At 41.2% G+C, this 20,580-nt stretch carries 20 protein-coding genes, 1 other RNA gene and 1 pseudogene; 21 read left to right on the top strand and 1 reads right to left on the bottom strand.

Features of this window, described 5'->3' with window-relative positions; all coding sequences use genetic code 11:
• Nucleotides 1–15 precede the first annotated feature (15 nt).
• From EKM80_RS02905 to EKM80_RS02825, 17 genes are all read left to right on the top strand, one after another.
• A complete protein-coding gene (locus EKM80_RS02905; protein ID WP_191985923.1) occupies nt 16–561 on the top strand; it encodes a VanZ family protein in 546 nt (181 codons plus the stop codon).
• Nucleotides 562–650: 89 nt separating this feature from the next.
• Nucleotides 651–1,391 (top strand): YebC/PmpR family DNA-binding transcriptional regulator, encoded by a 741-nt coding sequence (locus tag EKM80_RS02900; protein WP_125551622.1) that lies wholly within the window; start codon nt 651–653, stop codon nt 1,389–1,391.
• Nucleotides 1,392–1,521: 130 nt separating this feature from the next.
• Nucleotides 1,522–2,478 (top strand): competence type IV pilus ATPase ComGA, encoded by a 957-nt coding sequence (comGA, locus tag EKM80_RS02895; protein WP_125551621.1) that lies wholly within the window; start codon nt 1,522–1,524, stop codon nt 2,476–2,478.
• The gene (comGB, locus tag EKM80_RS02890; protein WP_225418794.1) at nt 2,390–3,469 is read left to right on the top strand and encodes a competence type IV pilus assembly protein ComGB; all 1,080 of its coding nucleotides are present in this window, start codon (nt 2,390–2,392) and stop codon (nt 3,467–3,469) included. The genes comGA and comGB overlap by 89 nt, the downstream gene beginning before the upstream one ends.
• Nucleotides 3,469–3,780 carry a competence type IV pilus major pilin ComGC gene (gene comGC / locus EKM80_RS02885; RefSeq protein WP_125551620.1) on the top strand — a complete coding sequence of 104 codons (312 nt, stop codon included), beginning with the start codon at nt 3,469–3,471 and terminating at the stop codon, nt 3,778–3,780. Before comGB ends, comGC begins: the two co-directional genes overlap by 1 nt.
• Nucleotides 3,777–4,187 (top strand): competence type IV pilus minor pilin ComGD, encoded by a 411-nt coding sequence (gene comGD, locus EKM80_RS02880; protein ID WP_125551619.1) that lies wholly within the window; start codon nt 3,777–3,779, stop codon nt 4,185–4,187. Before comGC ends, comGD begins: the two co-directional genes overlap by 4 nt.
• On the top strand, nt 4,180–4,467 hold the full coding sequence (locus EKM80_RS02875; RefSeq protein ID WP_125551618.1) for a type II secretion system protein: 288 nt from the start codon (nt 4,180–4,182) through the stop codon (nt 4,465–4,467). The genes comGD and EKM80_RS02875 overlap by 8 nt, the downstream gene beginning before the upstream one ends.
• The gene (gene comGF / locus EKM80_RS02870) at nt 4,448–4,900 is read left to right on the top strand and encodes a competence type IV pilus minor pilin ComGF (RefSeq protein WP_125551617.1); all 453 of its coding nucleotides are present in this window, start codon (nt 4,448–4,450) and stop codon (nt 4,898–4,900) included. Before EKM80_RS02875 ends, comGF begins: the two co-directional genes overlap by 20 nt.
• A complete protein-coding gene (locus EKM80_RS02865; protein WP_125551616.1) occupies nt 4,897–5,199 on the top strand; it encodes a hypothetical protein in 303 nt (100 codons plus the stop codon). Before comGF ends, EKM80_RS02865 begins: the two co-directional genes overlap by 4 nt.
• A gap of 85 nt (nt 5,200–5,284) precedes the next feature.
• Nucleotides 5,285–6,295, top strand: a complete 1,011-nt coding sequence (locus tag EKM80_RS02860; RefSeq protein ID WP_125551615.1) for a class I SAM-dependent methyltransferase — start codon at nt 5,285–5,287, stop codon at nt 6,293–6,295.
• 111 nt (nt 6,296–6,406) lie between these two features.
• Complete coding sequence (locus EKM80_RS02855; protein WP_125551614.1) at nt 6,407–7,603, top strand: acetate/propionate family kinase; 1,197 nt, start codon at nt 6,407–6,409, stop codon at nt 7,601–7,603.
• 267 nt (nt 7,604–7,870) lie between these two features.
• The gene (locus tag EKM80_RS02850; protein WP_125551613.1) at nt 7,871–9,250 is read left to right on the top strand and encodes an amino acid permease; all 1,380 of its coding nucleotides are present in this window, start codon (nt 7,871–7,873) and stop codon (nt 9,248–9,250) included.
• Nucleotides 9,251–9,448: 198 nt separating this feature from the next.
• Entirely contained in the window at nt 9,449–10,897 is a 1,449-nt protein-coding gene (locus EKM80_RS02845; RefSeq protein WP_125551612.1) for an ABC transporter permease, read from the top strand.
• Between the two features lie 18 nt (nt 10,898–10,915).
• A complete protein-coding gene (locus EKM80_RS02840) occupies nt 10,916–11,572 on the top strand; it encodes an ABC transporter ATP-binding protein (RefSeq protein WP_125551611.1) in 657 nt (218 codons plus the stop codon).
• 155 nt (nt 11,573–11,727) lie between these two features.
• Nucleotides 11,728–12,174 (top strand): nucleoside 2-deoxyribosyltransferase, encoded by a 447-nt coding sequence (locus tag EKM80_RS02835; RefSeq protein ID WP_125551610.1) that lies wholly within the window; start codon nt 11,728–11,730, stop codon nt 12,172–12,174.
• 53 nt (nt 12,175–12,227) lie between these two features.
• Nucleotides 12,228–12,598, top strand: a transfer-messenger RNA (tmRNA) gene (gene ssrA / locus EKM80_RS02830).
• A gap of 326 nt (nt 12,599–12,924) precedes the next feature.
• Nucleotides 12,925–13,770, top strand: a complete 846-nt coding sequence (locus tag EKM80_RS02825; RefSeq protein WP_225418793.1) for an N-acetylmuramoyl-L-alanine amidase — start codon at nt 12,925–12,927, stop codon at nt 13,768–13,770.
• Between the two features lie 58 nt (nt 13,771–13,828).
• Here the strand turns inward: EKM80_RS02825 and EKM80_RS02820 are convergent, their stop codons facing one another.
• Entirely contained in the window at nt 13,829–14,713 is an 885-nt protein-coding gene (locus EKM80_RS02820; protein WP_225418792.1) for a LysR family transcriptional regulator, read from the bottom strand.
• 159 nt (nt 14,714–14,872) lie between these two features.
• Here EKM80_RS02820 and EKM80_RS02815 point away from each other — a divergent pair.
• From EKM80_RS02815 to EKM80_RS02800, 4 genes and pseudogenes are all read left to right on the top strand, one after another.
• Nucleotides 14,873–16,513, top strand: a pseudogene (locus EKM80_RS02815) (malolactic enzyme); the annotation flags it as partial.
• 12 nt (nt 16,514–16,525) lie between these two features.
• Nucleotides 16,526–17,488 carry an AEC family transporter gene (locus EKM80_RS02810; RefSeq protein ID WP_125551607.1) on the top strand — a complete coding sequence of 321 codons (963 nt, stop codon included), beginning with the start codon at nt 16,526–16,528 and terminating at the stop codon, nt 17,486–17,488.
• 479 nt (nt 17,489–17,967) lie between these two features.
• Nucleotides 17,968–19,389 carry an APC family permease gene (locus EKM80_RS02805; RefSeq protein ID WP_125551606.1) on the top strand — a complete coding sequence of 474 codons (1,422 nt, stop codon included), beginning with the start codon at nt 17,968–17,970 and terminating at the stop codon, nt 19,387–19,389.
• Between the two features lie 207 nt (nt 19,390–19,596).
• A complete protein-coding gene (locus EKM80_RS02800; RefSeq protein ID WP_125551605.1) occupies nt 19,597–20,571 on the top strand; it encodes a beta-ketoacyl-ACP synthase III in 975 nt (324 codons plus the stop codon).
• Nucleotides 20,572–20,580: the final 9 nt, after the last annotated feature.

The raw sequence follows: 20,580 nt of genomic DNA, 5'->3' as shown, positions 1-20,580 counted from the left end.
AATACGTTATAATCGATGAGGCAAGTAAATCACAATAGGGAAGTGAGCGGCATTAAACGTTTATCACGCGATAATTGGTGGTTAGTTTTAGCACTAGTCATCATGGTTCTACTTTTCATTAGTTCTTCACAGACTTACAAGCAGCAAACCTCAGTGCCGTTTTTAGAGCGCTGGCTAGCTAATGAACCCTTTAAACAATTATTATCAGGCATCTCATTTAAGTATGTTGGTCAAGAAGTCAGCATCGCTAGTAGTGGCTATTTTAAATTTATTGAGTTTTTTATCCGTAAAGGTGCACATTTTGGTAGTTATTTCTTGATTGGTCTTGGTGGTTATATGGGCTACAAAAATCGGATCAAGCAAACTGGTTTGACGATGATCGTTGTTTGGTTAGCGGCCACTGGCTATGCCGCGCTAGATGAATTCCACCAAAGTTTGACTGGCGGGCGAACACCCTTATTCCAAGATGTGCTCTTAGATGCAACAGGCGCACTAACGGCAATTATTTTGGCCTGGTTGTTCACCAAGTTTTGGCAACACCGTAGTAAAAAAGCCGCATAGGCGCTTGATTGCAAGCGGTGTATCTGCTACTATATATTAGGTGTCTTTTAATAAGACGGACTGATAAGATAAGGAAAGAGGGACATAACATGTCAGGACATTCAAAATGGCATAATATCCAAGGCCGTAAAAACGCTCAGGATGCTAAGCGTGGAAAAATTTTCCAAAAAATATCTCGCGAGTTATACATGGCTGTAAAAGCTGGGGGTCCTGATCCTTCATCTAACCCCCAATTACGCTTGATCATGGATAAAGCACGCGCTGCGAATATGCCTAAAGATAACGTTAAACGGGCTGTAGATAAGGGCTCAAGCTCTGATACAGCAAATTATGATGAAGTTACTTATGAAGGTTACGCTCCCGGTGGTATTGCTGTTTTAGTACATGCTTTAACGGATAATAAAAATCGGACCTCTTCTAACGTGCGAGTAGCTTTTACCCGCAATGGTGGCACAATGGGTGCAGCTGGTTCAGTGGCTTACATGTTTGATCGGCGTGGTTTGATCGTCATTGAACGTGAAGGCTTAGATATTGATGAAGATCAAATGCTGGAAGATGTATTGGAAGCCGGTGGCGACGATCTTCAAACTAGTGATGACGCTTTTGAAATCTATACTGATCCTAAGCAATTGGCGCAAGTGCGTGATGCTTTGGAAGCTAAAGATTATAAATTAGCTACCGCTGAGTTAACGATGATCCCTGAAAATGTCACACCAGTACCAGCTGAAAAAGCAGAACAATTTGAACGCATGATCGACTTGTTAGAAGACGATGATGACGTTTCAGAAGTTTATTATGCTGGTGAATTACCAGAAAATACAGAAGCATAGTAAGTGCTTGTAAAGAAAGCTTCAGTACTTGAAATACACTGCAAATTTTGCAGTGTATTTTTTTTGCAAAAAAATAGCTGGGTTAATCTGCGTATATTAAATATATAGACATAAAAATGGAGGTGAGCGTTTGTCGATCACAACTGAGGTTACGATGTTATTACGCCAATGTATTGCTGAACGTGCCAGTGATTTGTATTTTTTACCGTATCAATGTTCCTACCAGTTACAAATGCGGACTGCGACTGGAATTGAGTTAATTCGTACGCTACCAGTTGAACTAGCTAAGGCGTGGCTGAATCATTTAAAGTTCACTGCAAAAATGGCGTTAAGTGAAACCAGGCGTCCGCAGCTAGGCGCACGGCAGATAGAGATCGATGGTCAATTGATCTTCTTACGGTTATCGGCTGTGGGCAACTTTCAGAATCAAGAATCATTAGTGATTCGTTTTATTTACGCACAGTCTGGGCAAATGCAATATGTGCTACCTAAACAATTTAGTCAATTGACGGCGTTATGCCAACAGCGCGGTTTGGTCGTTTTCGCCGGGCCAACTGGTTCAGGTAAAACAACGACGCTTTATGAGCTAGCTGCACAGTTAGGCGATAGTAAAATGGTGATGGCGATTGAAGATCCAATCGAAATTTTTCAAACTGATTTTTTGCAATTACAAGTTAACGAAGCAGCGGGGATGACCTATGCGGCGTTATTGAAAGTTGGGTTACGCCATCGTCCCGATATTTTGATCGTCGGCGAGATTCGCGATGAGCAAACCGCTAACGTAGCTGCCCGAGCGGCCTTAAGTGGGCATTTAGTGTTAAGCACAGTCCATGCACGAACAGCGCGGCAAGTACCGACTCGGTTAAGTGAATTAGGAATTGCGCCCGCCACGCTAAAGGCTTGTTTAACTGGCGTTAGCTATCAACGTTTACTGCCAACAAAAGCCGGCGCGGCGGTTTTGTTTGATATTTATGATCCCACCCAAGGAGGAAATGATAATGAATCGACTTGGCAGCAGAACTTGGCTCGTGCCGTTAAGCTGGATCAAATTAGTTTGGCAACACAGCAGGCATTTAAAAACGGCTAAATCACAGCAAACGCATTTTCAAGCTGATTTTTTTAGTTTACTCGCTGATTTATTACTAGCTGGTTTTTCAATTGCTCAAAGTATCCAATTTATGCAGGTTCTATTGCCGCAATATGAACAGCGACTAGATCAATTAAGTGAGGCATTACGTAACGGTGCGAGTTTAGCCGCTGGGTTTCAGCGAATTGGCGTCGATCAGGATATTGTTAACCAAATTCGTATTACCCAAGAACATGGTGATTTAACGGATGCATTGACTCAAATCGGCCGCCTGTTAGCTGAAAAGTTACGCCAGCGGCAACAATTAAAACGTTTATTGCGTTATCCATTGTTGTTGCTAACGCTGGTCGTCGGCCTATTATTAGTGGTGCGCTATTTGATTGGGCCGGAATTACGTCAGTGGCAGCTTAACTTAGACAATGAAGTTTTACTCTATTGGTTATTATTTATTGGCGTTATCGGGTTAGGTATTTTATTACTAGTGGGCAGGTTATTGCGTGTTTATTTACAGCGTGATCCGTTAAAAAAAGCCCAAGCACGGATGCAATTACCGGTGCTGGGCAAAACCTATCGCTATTATTATCATTACTATCTGTTATTTAACTTGGCAATTTTATTGAAAAGCGGTTTGAATTTACAGGCAATCTGCCAATTGTTGCGAACTTTATCACCGAACAGCTTATTGTATTGCCTTGGCCAACAAATCGAGCCCCAATTGGCAGCTGGTAGTTCGTTAAGTGAGATTATCACGCAACAGCCATTACTACCAGCACAACTAAAACTATTTGTTCGTAAAGGGCGCTCACTGGAACATCTAAGCGAGGAACTGCTGATGGCAGCACGTTTAACCTATAAAAAAATGCTAGCCAGTCTAGCTAAGTTAGCGACTTATGTCCAACCGCTTTTATTTGGTGTGATTGCACTATTGATCGTTGGCGTTTATTTAAGCTTGTTACTACCGATGTACCACATGATGGAGGGACTATATTAATGATTAAAATTAAAAGAAACTGCTCTAAAGCAAAGTTAAAAAGTTGTTCGGCTTTCACGTTGATTGAAATGGTAGTTGTTCTTTTTATAATTACGCTACTAATTCTAATCATTCTGCCCAATGTTGGGGCTCAGCGGCAAAAAGCTGAAGAAACAGGGGACGAGGCCTTCCGTAGCACTATTGTTACCCAAAGTGAGCTGTATCAAAATGAAAATGATGGCAAAGTGCCCAGTTTGGATGAATTACAAAAGGACGGTTATTTAACGTCACGTCAGTTTAAACATGCGCAAAAGCTGAACATTAAGCCATGAAGTATAAAGCTTTTACACTATTAGAGTCGGTAATTGTCCTTTGTTTGGTTGTCAGTTTTGCGGTTTTGCCAATTACCCAGTTTAGGCCGATCAAGCAATACCACGCGGAACAACTTTTCTTCAGTAAATTTAATCAGGAGTGGCGTTACTTACAAGCTTATGCTTTGTTTCGCGGTGAGCGGGTACAAATCCTGATCAGCACACACACGGTTACTTTTCGGACGTTTACTGATCGCCAAGGTGTATCAGAAAAAACGCTTAACCTGCCAAATGGCCTACATTCAAATTCACAGCAAATTTTGATCGATCCACCTGGCCATATTGGACCGAGCCGAATCGTATTTAATTCGGCCTATTTTAAAAAAACAATTATTAAGCCACAAATGGGGTGGGGAATTTATGAATAAGCAGGGTGCTTTTATTTTGTTGGAAAGTGTTTGTGCGTTAACGGTGGTGGCAATCGGTGTTTACACGTTTAATCTGACGTTCCAACAATTTATTGCCAAATTACAACTGCAACGGCAAGATACAGATCAGGCACAGGTATTACACGTGGCCGCACAACATCATGCGCACAAAGTTGGCTTGACTCAATTACAGGTGGACGGGCAGATGTATCAGGTGCAGACGCAAACACAGAAAATACGCGTCGGGCAAGGCGGCCATTATGCAGAAATTACTTGGTAGAGCCCCCGCGGCATTTACACTGCTAGAAACCATCATTGCGCTGTTAGTTTTTAGTTTAACTCTCAGCTTATTACAGACGGAATTAAAGCAAGTGCCGCGAGTGTTGCAGCAGACATTTGTCGAAGAGGATATTCGGTGGCATATGGCCGATCGGCAATTTACTAATTTTATTGCTGGTGCGAATTTTGAAAAAAGTGAACACAATAAAATTTATTTCTATCAACCGGCTAAAAATAAACATTATCGCATCGAGCCTTATAAGCAAATGATTCGCTTGATGGGCGAAAAACAGGGTCATATGCCGTTACTGATTGGTGCTGAAAAGGTAACCTTAAGTTATCAAGCACCGTTTATTAAACTCACAGTTATTATGGACAGCGGCCGACAGTATCAAGATGAATTTTATCTACCACCAGCGAAGGAGGCAAAATGAAGAAACAATCAGCCAGCTTATTATTATCGGCTTGTTTATTTTTAAGTGTTTTATTGCTACTGACCCAAGGGTACTTACAGGTCTATGAGCGGCAAATGCGTACCTTACAATTAGCCAAGGAAAACTACCAAGTTGAGAGCTTGATTGCCTTGGCCCAAGCACGACAGGCTGAGGGTGAAAAAGCAATGTGGTATAATTTTAATATTGGCCGTGTATATTTAACTGAGCGACAAGCGCAAGTGAAATTAAATACGCAAACGCAAGTCATCACACAGACACTGTCAACGGTTACAAAGTAATGCTAGTACAATAAGAAAGCGCTTGAAAAGCGTTTTAGTATTGGTTAGAATAGAAAAGTGAACAATTTTAATTTGAGGTGAAAAAATGGGACAAAAAGATGTTGGGGAATTGTATAAGCGCCTTGATACAACAACCGCATTGTTGAAAGAAGATTTAGATGTGTCCTATATGGATGCCTTGATCGAAACTAGTGAGAATATTTTAGACGGTGGTCGTGTCAAGGTTGAAAATGGTTTGCCACAACAGCAGACACGTGATCAGTTAAGCACTCAATACGGGCAGATCAAGTTGGGCCAGTTAAATACTGATGAGATTCGTCAAGCAATGCAACTTGCTATTTTACGTGGCGAACGAACGGATTTAATTCAGGCTAATCATCAAATGACACCTGACTCTATTGGCTTTTTAGTGGCTTATTTATTGGAAGCCTTAGCTGATTTGCCAAGTGATGGGACCTTGTTGGATTTAACCGTGGGTACTGGCAACTTATTATATACGGTTTTGAATCGGCTCCAAGCCACTAATAAGACGACGTTAACAGCCTATGGTGTTGATAATGATGATACGATGTTGGCTTTAGCTGGCGTTAGTGCTCGAATGCAGAACCTCGATGTTGAACTATATCATCAAGATGCTATTAGTGATTTGGTAGTACCACAAGTCACGGCTAGTGTTGCTGACCTACCGATTGGTTATTATCCTGTTGATGAACGAGCAGCTAGTTTTGCAACCCATGCGACTAGTGGCCATTCATACGCGCATCATTTGTTGATTGAGCAAAGCATGCGCTATACCGCAGCTGATGGTTTTGGTTTCTTTGTTGTACCTAGTTTGATTTTTAAATCTGATGAGGCTAAGGGACTGACCAAATGGATGACTACAGCAACGTATCTGCAAGGACTACTAAATTTACCGCAAGAACTTTTCGGCAGTGAAGCCGCGCAAAAGGCTATTTTGATTTTACAAAACAAAGGGCCGCACGCGAAACAAGCACAACGCATCATGTTAGGCGAGTTCCCGTCACTAAAAGATCAAGCCGGTTTCCGGCGTTTCACCACTGAATTGGCGCAATGGAAGCAAGAAAATTTGGCTTAAAAGTGACCAATCAAAAATAAAATTGTGGTGGCAGTTTGCCACTTGTATCGATAACCAGCGATTTTGGGCAAACCGAAATCAATCTTAGTTTGTTGAAGAGGAGTGCTAGTCATGCCAAAAGTAATTGCAATTAATGCAGGTAGTTCTAGTTTGAAATGGAAGTTATTTGAAATGCCAGCCGAAAAAGTCATCGCTGAAGGGATGGTCGATCGGGTTGGTTTGAAAGATTCCGTATTTACTGCTAAGTATGGTGTTGATGAAAAGGAACGCTTTAAGGCAACCTTAGATATCAACGACCAAACTGCCGCAGTCGATATGTTATTGAAGAAGCTGATCGATTTGCAAATTGTCAGCGATATTGCTGAAATCACTGGGGTTGGTCATCGGGTTGTCGCCGGTGGTGAAATTTTTACGGAATCAACCGTTATTACTGACGAAGTGGTTAAGCAAATTGACGATTTGGCGGAATATGCACCTTTGCATAATCCAGCTGAGTTACAAGGTATTGAAGCATTTCGTAAGTTACTACCTAACGCATTAAGCGTGGCGGTCTTTGATACTTCTTTCCATCAAACCATGCCAGCAGTCAATTACTTATATAGTATTCCTTATGAATATTATGAAAAATTTGGTGCACGCAAATATGGTGCTCACGGCACCAGTCATCGGTATGTATCGATGCGTGCCGCTGAAATTCTTGGCAAGCCATTAAGTGATTTGAAGTTGATCACCTTGCATTTAGGTGCTGGAGCATCAATCACAGCAATCGATGGTGGTAAGTCAATTGATACATCAATGGGCTTCACACCATTAGCTGGTGTTACGATGGCGACTCGCTCTGGGGATATTGATGCGTCATTAGTGGCGTACTTAATGCAGAAATTACACCTATCTGACCCAGAAGATATGATTGAAATTTTGAACCAAAAATCCGGGATTCTTGGTATCTCCGGTGTTTCACCAGATATGCGTGACCTAGAAAAATCACGTGACACGAATCCACGTTCACAATTAGGCATTGATATTTTCGTTAACCGAATCCAAAAATATATTGGTAGTTATATTGCTGAAATGGGTGGCATTGACGCCTTGATCTTTACGGCTGGAATCGGCGAAAATGATGTAATCATGCGCAAACGGATCATTGATGGACTTAGTTATTTTGGCGCTAAAATAGATGACGAGCGCAATAACGTTCACGGTGTTGAAAAAATTATCAGTACCGATGATTCAAAGCTAAAAGTTTTGTTAGTACCAACTGATGAAGAATTAATGATTGTTCGTGATGTCGAGCGCTTACGCGGCTAACGATTATGGAAGGAGACTTGGTCTTAAACGACCAAGTCTTTTTTAGAATTAAAATTTAGTAAGTAGATATTAAAACAATAGTGCCAAACATTATAAATTTGGTTTTTAGCTTAGCCTATTTTCCTAAAAGAATAGTTAAGTGAATTAATTTCACTTTTATTTGAATAGGTTTCAGTGTCTTCACTCTAAAAATGAAAAAATGCGGTGCTATAATGGATAAATCAGGTTACAGAAAACAGATTTAAATTTATCCATGAGGAGCAAACTATGACACGCAAAGAAATTGACGCACCACAGGAATTAGAACGCAATCTGAAAAGTCGTCATGTTCAATTAATTGCCATTGGCGGCACAATCGGTACGGGCTTATTCTTAGGCGCAGGAAAATCGATTCATTTGGCTGGACCAGCAATTATTTTTGCCTATTTAATCACTGGGTTAGCTTGCTTCTTATTGATGCGTGCTTTAGGTGAATTGCTACTATCAGATTTAAAGTTAAATTCATTTGTTGACTTTATTAAGCGTTATTTAGGTGAAAAGGTTGGTTTCGTCACTGGTTGGACTTATTGGGTCTGTTGGATTACCATTGCGATGGCTGATGTGACGGCAATTGGGTTATATATGCACTTTTGGTTTCCCAGCCTACCGCAGTGGCTGCCAGGGTTAGTCGTTTTAGTTGTTTTACTAGGCGTCAATTTAGTTACTGTCGGTGCATTTGGCGAGGTGGAATTTTGGTTTGCGTTGATCAAAATCGTTGCAATTGTTGCCCTGATTGCTGCAGGTATTTTTATGGTGATCGTTGGTTTTAATACACCAGTTGGTACGGCCAATGTGGGTAATTTAGTCAATTTTGGTGGTGTTTTTCCCACTGGTTTGAAAGGCTTTATTTTGTCGTTTCAAATGGTGGTGTTTGGTTTTATTGGTATTGAAATGGTCGGTATTACAGCAACGGAAACGGCGGATCCCAAAAAAGTTATTCCTAAGGCAATCAATGATATTCCGCTACGAATTATTTTATTTTATGTCGGTGCATTAACCGTGATTATGTGTATTTATCCGTGGAATGATTTATCGGCATCGCAAAGTCCGTTTGTACAAGTTTTTAAAAATGTTGGTATCCGTTCGGCGGCTGGAATCATTAACTTTGTTGTGATCACAGCTGCAGCATCAGCTTGTAATAGCTCACTATTTAGTACTGGTCGGATGCTATTTTCATTGACTTATGACAGTAAAAATCCGCGGTTACGTAAATTAAGTAGATTATCAAAAAGTCATGTTCCAGCGACCGCATTATTATTTTCAACGGGCATTATTGCCATTGTTGTACTGCTGAATTTATGGATTCCTAACGTGGTCTTTACACTAGTTTCCAGTGTAGCCACCACTTGTTTCCTTTTTATTTGGGGCACAATTATTCTTGCTCATTTACGTTATAAAAAAACTCAAGTCGCAAAGACTAGTCAATTTAAGGCGCCACTTTTTCCATTAGGTGACTATTTTGTTTTGGCATTCTTATTATTTGTTGGCGTAGTGTTGTGCTTGGCTCAAGATACTTTGGTGGCGTTGGTACTAGCACTAGTTTGGATCGTCGGGTTGTACGTTCTACGTTCGTGGCATGAACGTCGTGCTGCGTTGGAAACTGATTAACTGAGCAACACTAAAGTCACCGCAAATTGCGGTGGCTTTTTTTGTTGTGTCGTTTAATTTTCATTTAAGCTAAGCTCGTTATTATGAAACTTAATGATGAGCGGGCTTTGCCACAAGAATGGCTATCGCCCGCAGCACCTGAGTCGTTAAGTACAAAGAAGTAAGTTTCTAAATTTAATAATACGAGGAGATGAGAGGATGAACTATCTCAAACGTTCGCGACTATATTTGACGCATAAAAAGGGTCAAAGTCTGCTAATGCTTTTGATTATGTCAGCTATTTTAGTGTTTGTATTATCCGGAATTATTATTCAAAATGCGGCGATCACAGCGACGAATAACGTCACTAAATCCGCTGGTACCACAATCACCGTTTCGGCAAATCGGGATAAAATGTTTTCCCAGATGCGCTCTAGTTCGAGCAAGACAAAAACGTTGACAACGCCAACAGTTGCCAATACAAAAATCGCTAAGGCGGGTAATTTAAGTACGGTGGCGTATTATAATATCACTAACACCGCTTCAGTTAACGCTAGTTCGTTTGATGCGGTTTCTACCACTACTGGTACTAGTAGTATGGGTGGTGGCAACATGCCAGGTGGCGGTGGGGGCATGAGTGCTAATTCTGGTGATATTACAGTCACTGGTGTATCTAGTACTGCTCATACCGCGACGTTTACCAGTAACGAAGCTAAATTAGTTTCTGGACGCAATATTAAGGCTAGTGATGCCAATACCAAAAATGTCGTGATTGAAAAAGAATTGGCCACTGATAATAGTGTTAAAGTCGGTGATACGATTACGATTAAAACGACGGCCACCAGTGCTAAAAAACTCAAGTTACACGTGGTTGGTATTTACAAAGCTAAGACTAGCAGTACCGGTATGCCAGGCAATGATCCTAGTAATACGATTTACACGAGTTATACTTTACCGGCTAGTATCAGTGGTACTGCTGGCAAGTCAAGCACGGTGACCTATACTTTGGAGAACTCGGCTAAGGAAAAAGCAACGACAAAACAGATCAAAAATATCATTGCCAGTTCTGCCTTCTCTGTTAGTTCCGATGATGCTAGTTACCAACAATTACTTCAACCAATGAAAAATGTGCAGTCTTTTGCAAAGAAAATTGTGTGGTTAGTGGCTATTGCCGGCACGATTATTCTCGGATTGATCATTATTTTATCGGTTCGTACGCGCCAACGCGAAATTGGTGTTTTAGTTTCGTTAGGTGAATCGAAGTTACACATTGTTGGTCAGTTATTTACTGAAATGTTTATGATTTTAATTGGTGCTATGGTAATCGCGACACTATTAGGTGGATTTGTTGGTAATAAGGTTGGGAATCAGTTGTTATCACAACAACAAACAACCTCAGTTTCCAGCACAACAACGAGTGGTGCTCCCGGTGGTGGCGCTCCAAGCGGCAATATGCCAGGTGGTAAAACTGGTGGTGGCATGATGACTAATCAGTCTAATACTAGCGCGGCAAATAAAAAAGCGCTGAAAACACTGAATACTAGCATCACGCCAAGCTCAGTCATCAAACTTGGTGGGATGGGCTTAGTCATTATAGCGCTGGCTGTTTGCGTTTCTGCCATTAGTATCTTGCGCTTGCGACCGAAGGATATCTTAATTGGCGAATAGCGCCAGAGGAGGCCACACATGTTAACTGTTAAAAATTTAGCTCACTGGTACGGCAAAACGGGTAAACCGTTATACGAAAATGTTAATCTTAGTTTTGAAGATGCTAAGGTTTATACGATTATTGGTGCATCTGGGTCTGGTAAAACAACTTTTCTGGCATTTATTGCTGGGTTAGATAAGCCCCAATCAGGTGAGATTTTCCTAGATGGTGAAAACATTGAAAAAATTGGTGCTACTAATTATCGTAAGCATAAAGTCGCTATCGTGTTCCAACAATATAATTTATTAGCTTATATGTCTGCGTTAGATAACGTTTTGACGGCACTAGCTGTTACTGACTCGGAACATAAAAATGACAAACAATACGTCCTTGATGCGTTGGCTGGTGTTGGAATCGAAGCTGCCGATGCTAAGAAAAATGTCCAGCAGCTTTCCGGTGGCCAGCAACAGCGCGTGGCAATTATTCGTGCCATGCTGGTGGATGCGAATATCGTGATCGCTGATGAACCAACTGGTAACTTGGATGATGAAAATTCAGCGATGATCGTTAAATTATTTCAAAATTTTGCCCACGAACATCATAAAACGGTAATCATCGTTACACATGATACAAAAATCGCCCAACAAGGCGACGTTAAAATTAAATTAGCTGATCGTCAATTTATCGCCAGCTAAACGTAAAAACACTCGCTATTTTGTACAGAGGTAGCGGGTGTTTTTGTGTTCAAATAAGGTATGCTAAGCCGAATGGCTGGCAATATAGATTGAACTTTGTTCGGATTCAACGTATAATGATGACACTATTAATTTCAGTTAGGGGACAATTTATCGTGGCAGCTAATATTTATCTTGCAGCACCTTTTTTCAATGATGATCAGATCCAGCGTTTGCAAGCAGTGGAACAAACCTTAAAAACTAATCCTAGTGTGGGTAATATTTTTGTACCAATGAATGATACTAACGCTACAGGGTTAGAAATTGGGACACCACAATGGCGTAATCTGGTTTACCACGAAGATCTAGCTGGTCTTGAGAATGCTGATGTGGTTGTAGCAATTTACGATTACGAAGCCGAGAATAGTGATCCTGGCACCATGTTTGAAATTGGCTTTGCTGTTGCAAACAAAATTCCAGTGTTGGTCTATTATGAAAACCATCAGCGGGTCAACTTGATGATTGCGCAAGGGTTACATTATTATTGTCACCAGCTCGCTGAATTAAGTCAGCTTAATTTTATTGACTTGCCTGAAAAACCATTTACTGGGGAAGTATTCTAAGCAAACCACTTGGCGCCTTAGCCAAACGATGCTATACTATTAAGGTAATATATGGGGACGTTTAGGATTCGACAGGTGTAGTTTGAGCTAAGATTGCGCTTCGTAGGTTACGGCTACGTTAAAACGTTAACAGTTAATATAACTGCAAAAAATAATAACAACTCTTACGCTTTAGCTGCCTAAACAGTAGCTGCGTAGATCCGCCTAACATCGTCCATGTGTTGGATACGGGTCTTAAATTAAGTGGACTACGGTAATAACTCACACCTGAAGTTGTTGCAAGAGATTATCAGGTTAGCCTAATGCTGGTTGCCGTGTTGTCTGGCGTTTGTGTTAGGTGAATTTTGAAATAGGATAACTATGAGCGTAGATATCTTAGAGGCAATATGCTTGGACGCGGGTTCGACTCCCGCCGCCTCCATAATAGGGCTTTAAGTCCACCTTTATAAAAGATCCCTTGTATCAGTGATGCTGATGCAAGGGATCTTTTATATGTGGTTTTAGATAATTGAAATTTTGAACAAGCGCGGCATTATTCACAATAAATAATTTTTATTGTTGGTTAAGCTGATCATACCAGTAAAAAGGGCTGGCTGAAAAAAGCGGTATTAAAGCGTTTACTTGAATTATTAACTAAAATTTTAAGGTTAATTTTAGTTAAAATGGGTAGAATAGATATTACGAATTAAATTAGATGATGAAAAGGTGACTGGTTTGAAGCGAGCACAACAGCGACGGAAAAAACAAATAATGCGATTACGCATCGTCCAAATATTAATATTATTGGCGGTCTTAGGTGTAGTTGTGATTGGAATCAAACATCATTCTTCGCAACAGACGACAGCGCCGACGAAGACGATTACTATTTCTGCACCAGCACTGATCATGCGCCAGTCACCAAATTCCAGTAAGGCAGTGGCTACGGTTAAAAGCGGCGCTAAAGTCGGCTATATTGCTAAGAAAAAGGGCTGGGATAAAGTTACCTACGACGGAAAAACAGGTTGGTTGCCTTCGTGGCTAATTAGCAGTGACTACAACGCGACGACTGCGACTAATCGTTTAGCCGAGCAGACAATTGTCATTGATGCAGGGCATGGTGGCGTTGATTCTGGTGCCTTAGCGACTAACGGCACTTATGAAAAGAAGTATACGCTACAAATGGCACAAGCGTTGCAAGCGCAACTCAAAGCTAGCCATGCGCGTATTATCATGACACGTAGCAGCGATACCACTGTTGCTTTGGCATCACGACCGAAGTTAGCCAACAGACGCGGTGCTAGTCTATTTATTAGTTTCCATTTTGATTCTTCACCAGAAGCTAATACGGCAACTGGTTTCACGACTTATTACTACCATAAAGCCAGTAAGCCATTTGCCAAAGCCTTATCCAAATCATTGAATTCTTTAACGTTGGATAATCGCGGCACCGCCTATGGTAACTTCCAAGTTATCCGCGACAGCACGATGCCAGGGGTTCTGTTAGAAATGGGTTATATCAACGATTATACTGATTATTCGTATATTAGTTCTAGTTCTTATCAACAACAAGTTGCTCAATTAGTTTATAAAGGACTCGAAAATTACACTGCTAATTAAGATAAACAAACGCCGTCAGCTTGGCTTTCCAAATATGGATTGCCAGTTGGCGGCGTTTTTAGTCCAGCGGTTGTTGCAGTTGCTCAATTAATTTTTGTTGTAGGTCGGACTGTACCTGATTTTTACGGTAAGCCAATGAAATTAAGAAGCGTGGTTGGTGCGGGTCAGTTAGTGCTAAAGCAATGACGTTATCAGTAGTAGAAATAGCGGTAGCAGCCAAAAAGCCAATACCAATATTTTCTGCCACCATATTTTTAAGTATGCTGATGTCCGGTGTAGCGTAGATCACGTTTGGTGTAAAGCCTGCAGATTGGGCGAGTTGACGCAGGGCAGCCGGATGAACAAATCCTTCCTTCAGTGTGACAAATTTTTCGTCAGCCAATTGGGCAAAACTGACTGTTTTAGCCTGTGCCAAGGGATGAGCAGCGCTAACGATGATTTTGAAATCCTGCTGGGTCAATACTTCAGCATCAATTAATTGATCAGTTAGTGGTGTTGTTGAGCCAAGTAAGGCTAGATCTAATTTGCCCGCGCGTAAGTGTTCTAATAGGGTGTTGGAGCCAGCTTCTTTGGTATTTAAATGGCTGATCAGATTTGCCTGTGCTAAACGCTGGGCCAATTTCGGGAAATAATAGGTACCAATAATTGGTGGTAGGCCGAATTTTATTTTTTGCTGGTTACTGACGGCGATTTCTGTTTGCGCTAATTTTAATTCATGCAAAATAATCGTTACGTGTTGTTGAAATTGCTGGCCATTAGTGGTGAGCTCAATTTTGTGATGAGAACGATCACGAATCAACAATTTGGCGCCTAACTCATTTTCCAATCGTTTGACTGCATAGGTGATGGTCGGTTGGCTGACTTTAAACTGTTGTGCCACCGCGGTAAAATTTTTTAAAGTTGCTAAAGCAGAAAAATAAGTTAAGTCGCGTAAATTCATCATAAGCTCCTTTGATCGTAGTTTAGTTAAAAACGCTGATAAATCAGCATTTCTTGTCGTACTTAAATGATCATATAAAAATAGTTTATCACAACCCTGCAGTTTGACTATAATATTTTGACCCGTGTAGACTGATGTCATTCACTTAGTAAAACAAAGGAGACCTTAATTATGACAACACCACAAAATATTTTAAATGATCCATTTTTAAACAAAGGAACTGCATTTACCGTCGCTGAGCGCGAAGCATTAGGTTTAACTGGTTTAGTACCACCAATGGTCCAAACATTAGACCAACAAGTGACGCAAACATACGGCCAATACCAAACTAAAACAACTGATTTAGAGAAGCGTTTATTCTTGATGGAAATTTTTAATACCAACCGCGTTTTATTCTATAAATTATTTAGCCAGCATGTGGTTGAATTTATGCCAATCGTCTACGATCCAACAATTGCCGATACGATTGAAAATTATAGTGAGTTATTCGTTCAGGCGCAGGGTGCGGCTTTCTTATCGATTGACGAAGACGATGCCACGATCAAAGAAACACTGCGCAACGCTGCAGCTGGTCGGAATATTAAATTAATTGTTGTCACTGACGCTGAAGGAATTCTTGGTATTGGCGATTGGGGCACAAATGGTGTCGATATCGCGGTTGGTAAGCTAATGGTCTACACAGCGGCTGCGGGAATCGATCCTAGCACTGTTTTGCCAGTCGTTTTAGATGCTGGTACCAATAATCAAAAATTATTGGCTGATCCATTGTATCTAGGTAATCGCCATGAACGGGTACGTGGTCAACGTTATGATGAATTCGTTGATAACTTTGTTGTTGCCGCCGAAGATTTATTCCCTGAATTGTACTTGCATTGGGAAGATTTCGGTCGTAGTAATGCGGCTAACATTTTGAATCGTTATCAAGATAAAATCACGACATTTAATGATGATATTCAAGGGACAGGGATCATTGTCTTAGCCGGTATTTTAGGGGCTTTACAAATTTCTAAGCAAAAATTCACTGACCAAGTTTATCTGTCATTTGGTGCTGGTACTGCCGGTGCAGGGATCACACAACGAATCTTTTCTGAAATGGTTGAACAAGGTTTGAGTGAAGATGAAGCCCGTAAGCATTTTTATTTAGTTGATAAGCAAGGCTTGCTGTTCAGCGATGATCCTACTTTGACACCAGAACAAAAATTATTTGCTCGTGACCGTAGTGAATTTACTAATGCGGCTGATTTAACTGATTTGGCGGCAGTTGTTAAGGCCGTTCAACCAACAATTTTAGTTGGAACATCAACGCAACCAGGTTCATTCACAGAAGGTATTGTCAAAGAAATGGCAGCCCATACGGCACGGCCAATTATTTTCCCATTGTCTAATCCAACTAAGTTAGCTGAAGCAAGAGCTGCTGACCTAATTAAATGGAGTGACGGTCAAGCATTAGTTGCAACCGGTATTCCTGCTGCTGACGTAGCATACAACGGTATCACTTACCAAATTGGGCAAGCCAACAATGCGTTAGTTTATCCTGGTCTAGGCCTGGGGACATTAGCCGCGACGGCGACACGCTTAAATGATACAATGATTTCCGCTGCCGCTCATTCTTTAGGTGGCATTGTCGACGCTAGCCAACCGGGTGCAGCTGTATTACCACCAGTTTCAAAATTAGCAGAATTCTCACAAACGGTTGCTGAGGCGGTTGCACAAAGCACCGTTGATCAAAAATTAAATCGCGAATCAATTACCGATGTCACGGCAGCGGTAACTGACTTGAAATGGGTACCAGAATACAAATAATGGGGTGTTAATATGACTGCATTTATGACGTCAGTCGAAAGTGTTGTCGAAATTATTTTAGTGATTGCGTTAGGTTTTTACTTGCGCAAGAAAAATAAATTTGATGAAAAATTTAAAACTAGTATTTCTTTCCTAATTATGAATGTTGCCTTACCGGCGTCAATTTTTGTTTCCGTGTTGAAGTATTTAACACGTGACAAATTGGTCAGTTTATCTGGCGGCTTATTGTACGCTTTTGGTAGCTTTGCGCTAGGGTATTTAGTGGCGTGGTTATTGACCAAAATCTTGCGGATTCGACCAGGTCGGCGCGGTACATTTATTAATATGTTCGTGAACGCCAATACAATTTTTATTGGGTTACCACTAAATCTAGCGTTATTTGGTGAAAAAAGTATGCCGTACTTCTTAATTTATTACGTTATGAATACTGTTTCTACCTGGGCAGTCGGTGTCTTCTTCATCTCTAATGATGATCCAACCAAGGATAAAAGTCACAAGGAGCCTTTCAATTGGCGTAAGTTGTTACCAGCACCACTGATTGGGTTCTTAGTCGCCTTAGTTTTCTTACTATTAGCGATTCCCGTACCAACTTGGATCGACAGTACATTATCAATGGTTGGCGGTATCGTCACACCAATGTCATTGATCTACATCGGGATCGTATTAGCTGATGCAGGGTTAGCCTCGATTCATTTTGACCGCGATACAGTTTGGGCGTTGTTAGGTCGCTTTATCGTTGCACCAGCTTTAATGATTTTAATGCTGGTTATTGGTAAAAGTGGCGGGGCGGCGGTTCCAAGTTTGGAGTCGAGTACCTTGATCATTCAAGCTGCTGCACCTGGCCTAGCCGTTTTACCAATCTTAGCTGGTCAGTCGCATGGTGATGTGGAATACGCAACCAATGTGGTTACCACGAGTACGGTACTATTCGTGATCGTTGTACCGATTTTAATGCAACTCATTCAATTTATTTAAGCTGAAAAATCGTCGTTTACGCGGCGATTTTTTTATATATTAAATTTTACGTACATGAAGTGTATCTTATTAATTCGGTTAATTAGCCACTAAATTAGGGGATTGAAAACGTTATTTCTTGTCTCCGGCTATGCTTCAGCTTGTGGGAGTTTTGTCCTAACTGCTGGGCTGCTAGCCTAAGTACATAGGCTTTTTGGTACTAAAACTAGTCATGGTTGTGCGGGAGGTATGTTGTAGTTTGGCCAGCTAAATTAGGACTCTGTTATCAAGTCGGCGCGCTAGTATTTAGAAGCCAATTATTTTTTAGCACACTTAATTCTTAGAAAAATTGACAGTGAATAAGAGATGCATTAAAATTAAATGGCTAAACAATGAAATTTACGAGAATGTCGCGATTGGTTAAGAAGGCCAGCACAGCGGGTGTGGTTGCGCTAAAACGATATTGCGCCTTTTTTTTAAGTGTCAGGAGGAAATTAATAGTGAAGTTTACATTAAAGAATTTATTTGTGCGCAAACATATTGATCTCAATGCGTTAGCGGATTCCAAACAAGGTCTAGAAAAAAACTTATCAGCTTTTAGTTTGAGTATGATGGGGGTTGGGGCCATCGTTGGCTCAGGAATTTTCATTTTACCGGGAATCTTAGCCGCGCAGTACACGGGTCCCGGTGTTATGTTTTCCTTTTTATTGGCGGCGGTGGTTTGTTCATTGGCAGCTTTGTGTTACTCAGAATTTTCATCGACCATTCCGCTAGCTGGGAGTGCTTATACTTATATTTATAGTATTTTCGGCGAATTTTTGGCGTGGATCTTAGGCTGGGCCTTGATTTCAGAATATCTTTTTGCCGTGTCGTCGGTGGCAGTAAGTTGGTCAGCGTACTTCCAAAATATTCTGTCTGGTTTCGGCTTAAAAATACCTGTAGCGCTGACTGCAGCGGCAGGAACTAGTAGTGTACCAGGTGCGGTATTCAATTTGCCGGCATTTATCGTTGTGTTATTGATCGCATTATTACTGACTGGTGGTGTTTCTGAATCAACTCGAGTCAATAATGTGATGGTCTTGATCAAAATTTCCGTCATTGTTTTATTCGTTGTGGTTGGCGCTTTTTATGTTAAGCCCACTAATTGGCATCCATTCTTACCTTTTGGTTTTCATGGTGTGCTGACTGGTGCGTCCGTTGCTTTTTACGCTTATATCGGGTTTGATGCTGTATCAACGGCCTCGGAAGAAGTTAAAAACCCGCAGCGCGATATGCCAATTGGGATTATTACATCGTTGATCATCACCACCTTGTTGTACACGGTTTTATCGACTGTCCTTACTGGTGTTGTCCATTACACTAAGTTAAACGTCGATGATCCAGTCGCTTTTGCGCTAGGGTTGATGCACCAAAATTGGGTGGCCGGCGTTGTCTCTGTTGGGGCTGTGCTCGGCATGACGACAGTGTTGTTGGTCATGTCATATGGGGGCACACGATTGTTGTTTGCCATTAGTCGTGATGGCTTATTACCTAAGGCATTGATGAAATTGAATCCAAAAACGCACGTGCCTGTTTTGAATACTTGGATCTTCGGGTTGATTGCCGCTATTTTTGCAGCAATTATTCCGTTGGATCGCATCGCTGAGTTAGTTAATATTGGGACATTATTTGCTTTTGCGTTAGTGTCGGTTGGCGTTGTCTTTTTACGTAAGGATAAAGTTCTCGGTAATGCGCCTAAGTCGTTTAAGGTGCCGCTATACCCGTATCTGCCGTGGCTATCATTTATTTTCTGTATTGTCCTGATGACTCAGTTGCGCCTGTTTACTTGGGTAGCGTTCATTATCTGGTTGTTGATCGGGTTAGTTGTTTACTTTAGTTATGGTTACTGGCACAGTTTAACGCGCCAAAAAGAAGAAGATTAATATGGAAGTCGCTGAGATTAAATTCAGCGGCTTTTTTGCAACCTGAGGAATATGTTATAATGACAATTCTTAATAAAAATTCAAGTTACGACAGATAACTTGTTTATCTGCGGCTGGCTTATTATAATTAATCTGTTTGGATTTAGATGACGCAGCCAGTAGAGCTGATTGAAATAGATAACAATTACAACGAAAAGGGGTTCCCCAATGTCAAATTACGTGACCATCGCGGCCAGTGCAAAATATGTGCCTGAGCGTGTTGTAACTAATGATGAATTGAGTCAATTAATGCCCACTAGTGATGAGTGGATTCAGAGTCATACTGGGATCAAAACACGCCACATTGCCATCGACGAAAATACGTCAGTGCTGGCCAGTAAAGTGGCAACTGAGCTCTTGGCTAAAAGTGGCGTGGCCGCCAGTGAAATTGATTTGATCATTGTTTCGACGATTACGCCGGATTACTTGACGCCAGCAACAGCTTGTTTGGTGCAGGAACAAATTGGGGCCACCAACGCGATGGCTTTTGATATTAGCGCGGCCTGCGCTGGATTTATTTTTGCTGCAGATACAGCAGAGAAATTCTTACGCCAAGGTAAATTTAAGCATGCTATTGTGATCAGTGCCGAAACTAACAGTAAGATGCTGGATTGGCAGGATCGTACAACTGCAGTCTTCTTTGGTGATGGGGCCGGTGGTGCATTATTATCTGCTAGTGATGAGGCCAGCGCTGAAAGTTTTATTGATAGTCGATTACAAACTGATGGTAGCCGGCATGAGGCAATTATGAGTGGCGCAGTGGCACCGTTGACAGCAATTGAAGCTGACCATACGCCAACAATTGCGCCATTTACGATGCAGGGTCGCGCAGTATTTGATTTTGCGACTAAAACCGTACCAGTACAGATCCAGACATTGCTGGCTGCTAATAATTTAACTGCGGACGATGTTGATTTATTTATTTGTCATCAAGCTAATTTGCGGATCATTGAAAAAATTGCGGCAGCCTTAAAACAGCCAATGAGTAAATTTCCGACTAATGTGGAACGTTATGGTAATACCTCATCAGCTGGTGTACCGATGGCATTAGCTGAAGTTCAGCCACAAGCACATGGTAAATTAGCAGTGTTGTCAGGCTTTGGCGGCGGCTTAGCTTATGGTAGCTTATTGATTAGACTTTAAGGAGGCTTT

This window comes from Loigolactobacillus jiayinensis (genome assembly GCF_003946445.1).
Classification (GTDB): domain Bacteria; phylum Bacillota; class Bacilli; order Lactobacillales; family Lactobacillaceae; genus Loigolactobacillus; species Loigolactobacillus jiayinensis.
The sequence above is the reverse complement of the archived record's forward strand: the minus strand, read 5'-3'. Positions and strand labels throughout refer to the sequence as shown.

Excerpts from the sequence above, each read along its gene's own strand:
- EKM80_RS02905 (WP_191985923.1), top strand. The coding sequence starts at position 16 with ATGAGGCAAGTAAATCACAATAGGGAAGTGAGCGGCATTAAACGTTTA.
- EKM80_RS02900 (WP_125551622.1), top strand. The coding sequence starts at position 651 with ATGTCAGGACATTCAAAATGGCATAATATCCAAGGCCGTAAAAACGCT.
- comGB (WP_225418794.1), top strand. The coding sequence starts at position 2,390 with ATGAATCGACTTGGCAGCAGAACTTGGCTCGTGCCGTTAAGCTGGATC.
- comGC (WP_125551620.1), top strand. The coding sequence starts at position 3,469 with ATGATTAAAATTAAAAGAAACTGCTCTAAAGCAAAGTTAAAAAGTTGT.
- comGD (WP_125551619.1), top strand. The coding sequence starts at position 3,777 with ATGAAGTATAAAGCTTTTACACTATTAGAGTCGGTAATTGTCCTTTGT.
- EKM80_RS02875 (WP_125551618.1), top strand. The coding sequence starts at position 4,180 with ATGAATAAGCAGGGTGCTTTTATTTTGTTGGAAAGTGTTTGTGCGTTA.
- comGF (WP_125551617.1), top strand. The coding sequence starts at position 4,448 with ATGCAGAAATTACTTGGTAGAGCCCCCGCGGCATTTACACTGCTAGAA.
- EKM80_RS02865 (WP_125551616.1), top strand. The coding sequence starts at position 4,897 with ATGAAGAAACAATCAGCCAGCTTATTATTATCGGCTTGTTTATTTTTA.
- EKM80_RS02860 (WP_125551615.1), top strand. The coding sequence starts at position 5,285 with ATGGGACAAAAAGATGTTGGGGAATTGTATAAGCGCCTTGATACAACA.
- EKM80_RS02855 (WP_125551614.1), top strand. The coding sequence starts at position 6,407 with ATGCCAAAAGTAATTGCAATTAATGCAGGTAGTTCTAGTTTGAAATGG.
- EKM80_RS02850 (WP_125551613.1), top strand. The coding sequence starts at position 7,871 with ATGACACGCAAAGAAATTGACGCACCACAGGAATTAGAACGCAATCTG.
- EKM80_RS02845 (WP_125551612.1), top strand. The coding sequence starts at position 9,449 with ATGAACTATCTCAAACGTTCGCGACTATATTTGACGCATAAAAAGGGT.
- EKM80_RS02840 (WP_125551611.1), top strand. The coding sequence starts at position 10,916 with ATGTTAACTGTTAAAAATTTAGCTCACTGGTACGGCAAAACGGGTAAA.
- EKM80_RS02825 (WP_225418793.1), top strand. The coding sequence starts at position 12,925 with ATGCGATTACGCATCGTCCAAATATTAATATTATTGGCGGTCTTAGGT.
- EKM80_RS02820 (WP_225418792.1), bottom strand. The coding sequence starts at position 14,713 with ATGATGAATTTACGCGACTTAACTTATTTTTCTGCTTTAGCAACTTTA.
- EKM80_RS02810 (WP_125551607.1), top strand. The coding sequence starts at position 16,526 with ATGACTGCATTTATGACGTCAGTCGAAAGTGTTGTCGAAATTATTTTA.
- EKM80_RS02800 (WP_125551605.1), top strand. The coding sequence starts at position 19,597 with ATGTCAAATTACGTGACCATCGCGGCCAGTGCAAAATATGTGCCTGAG.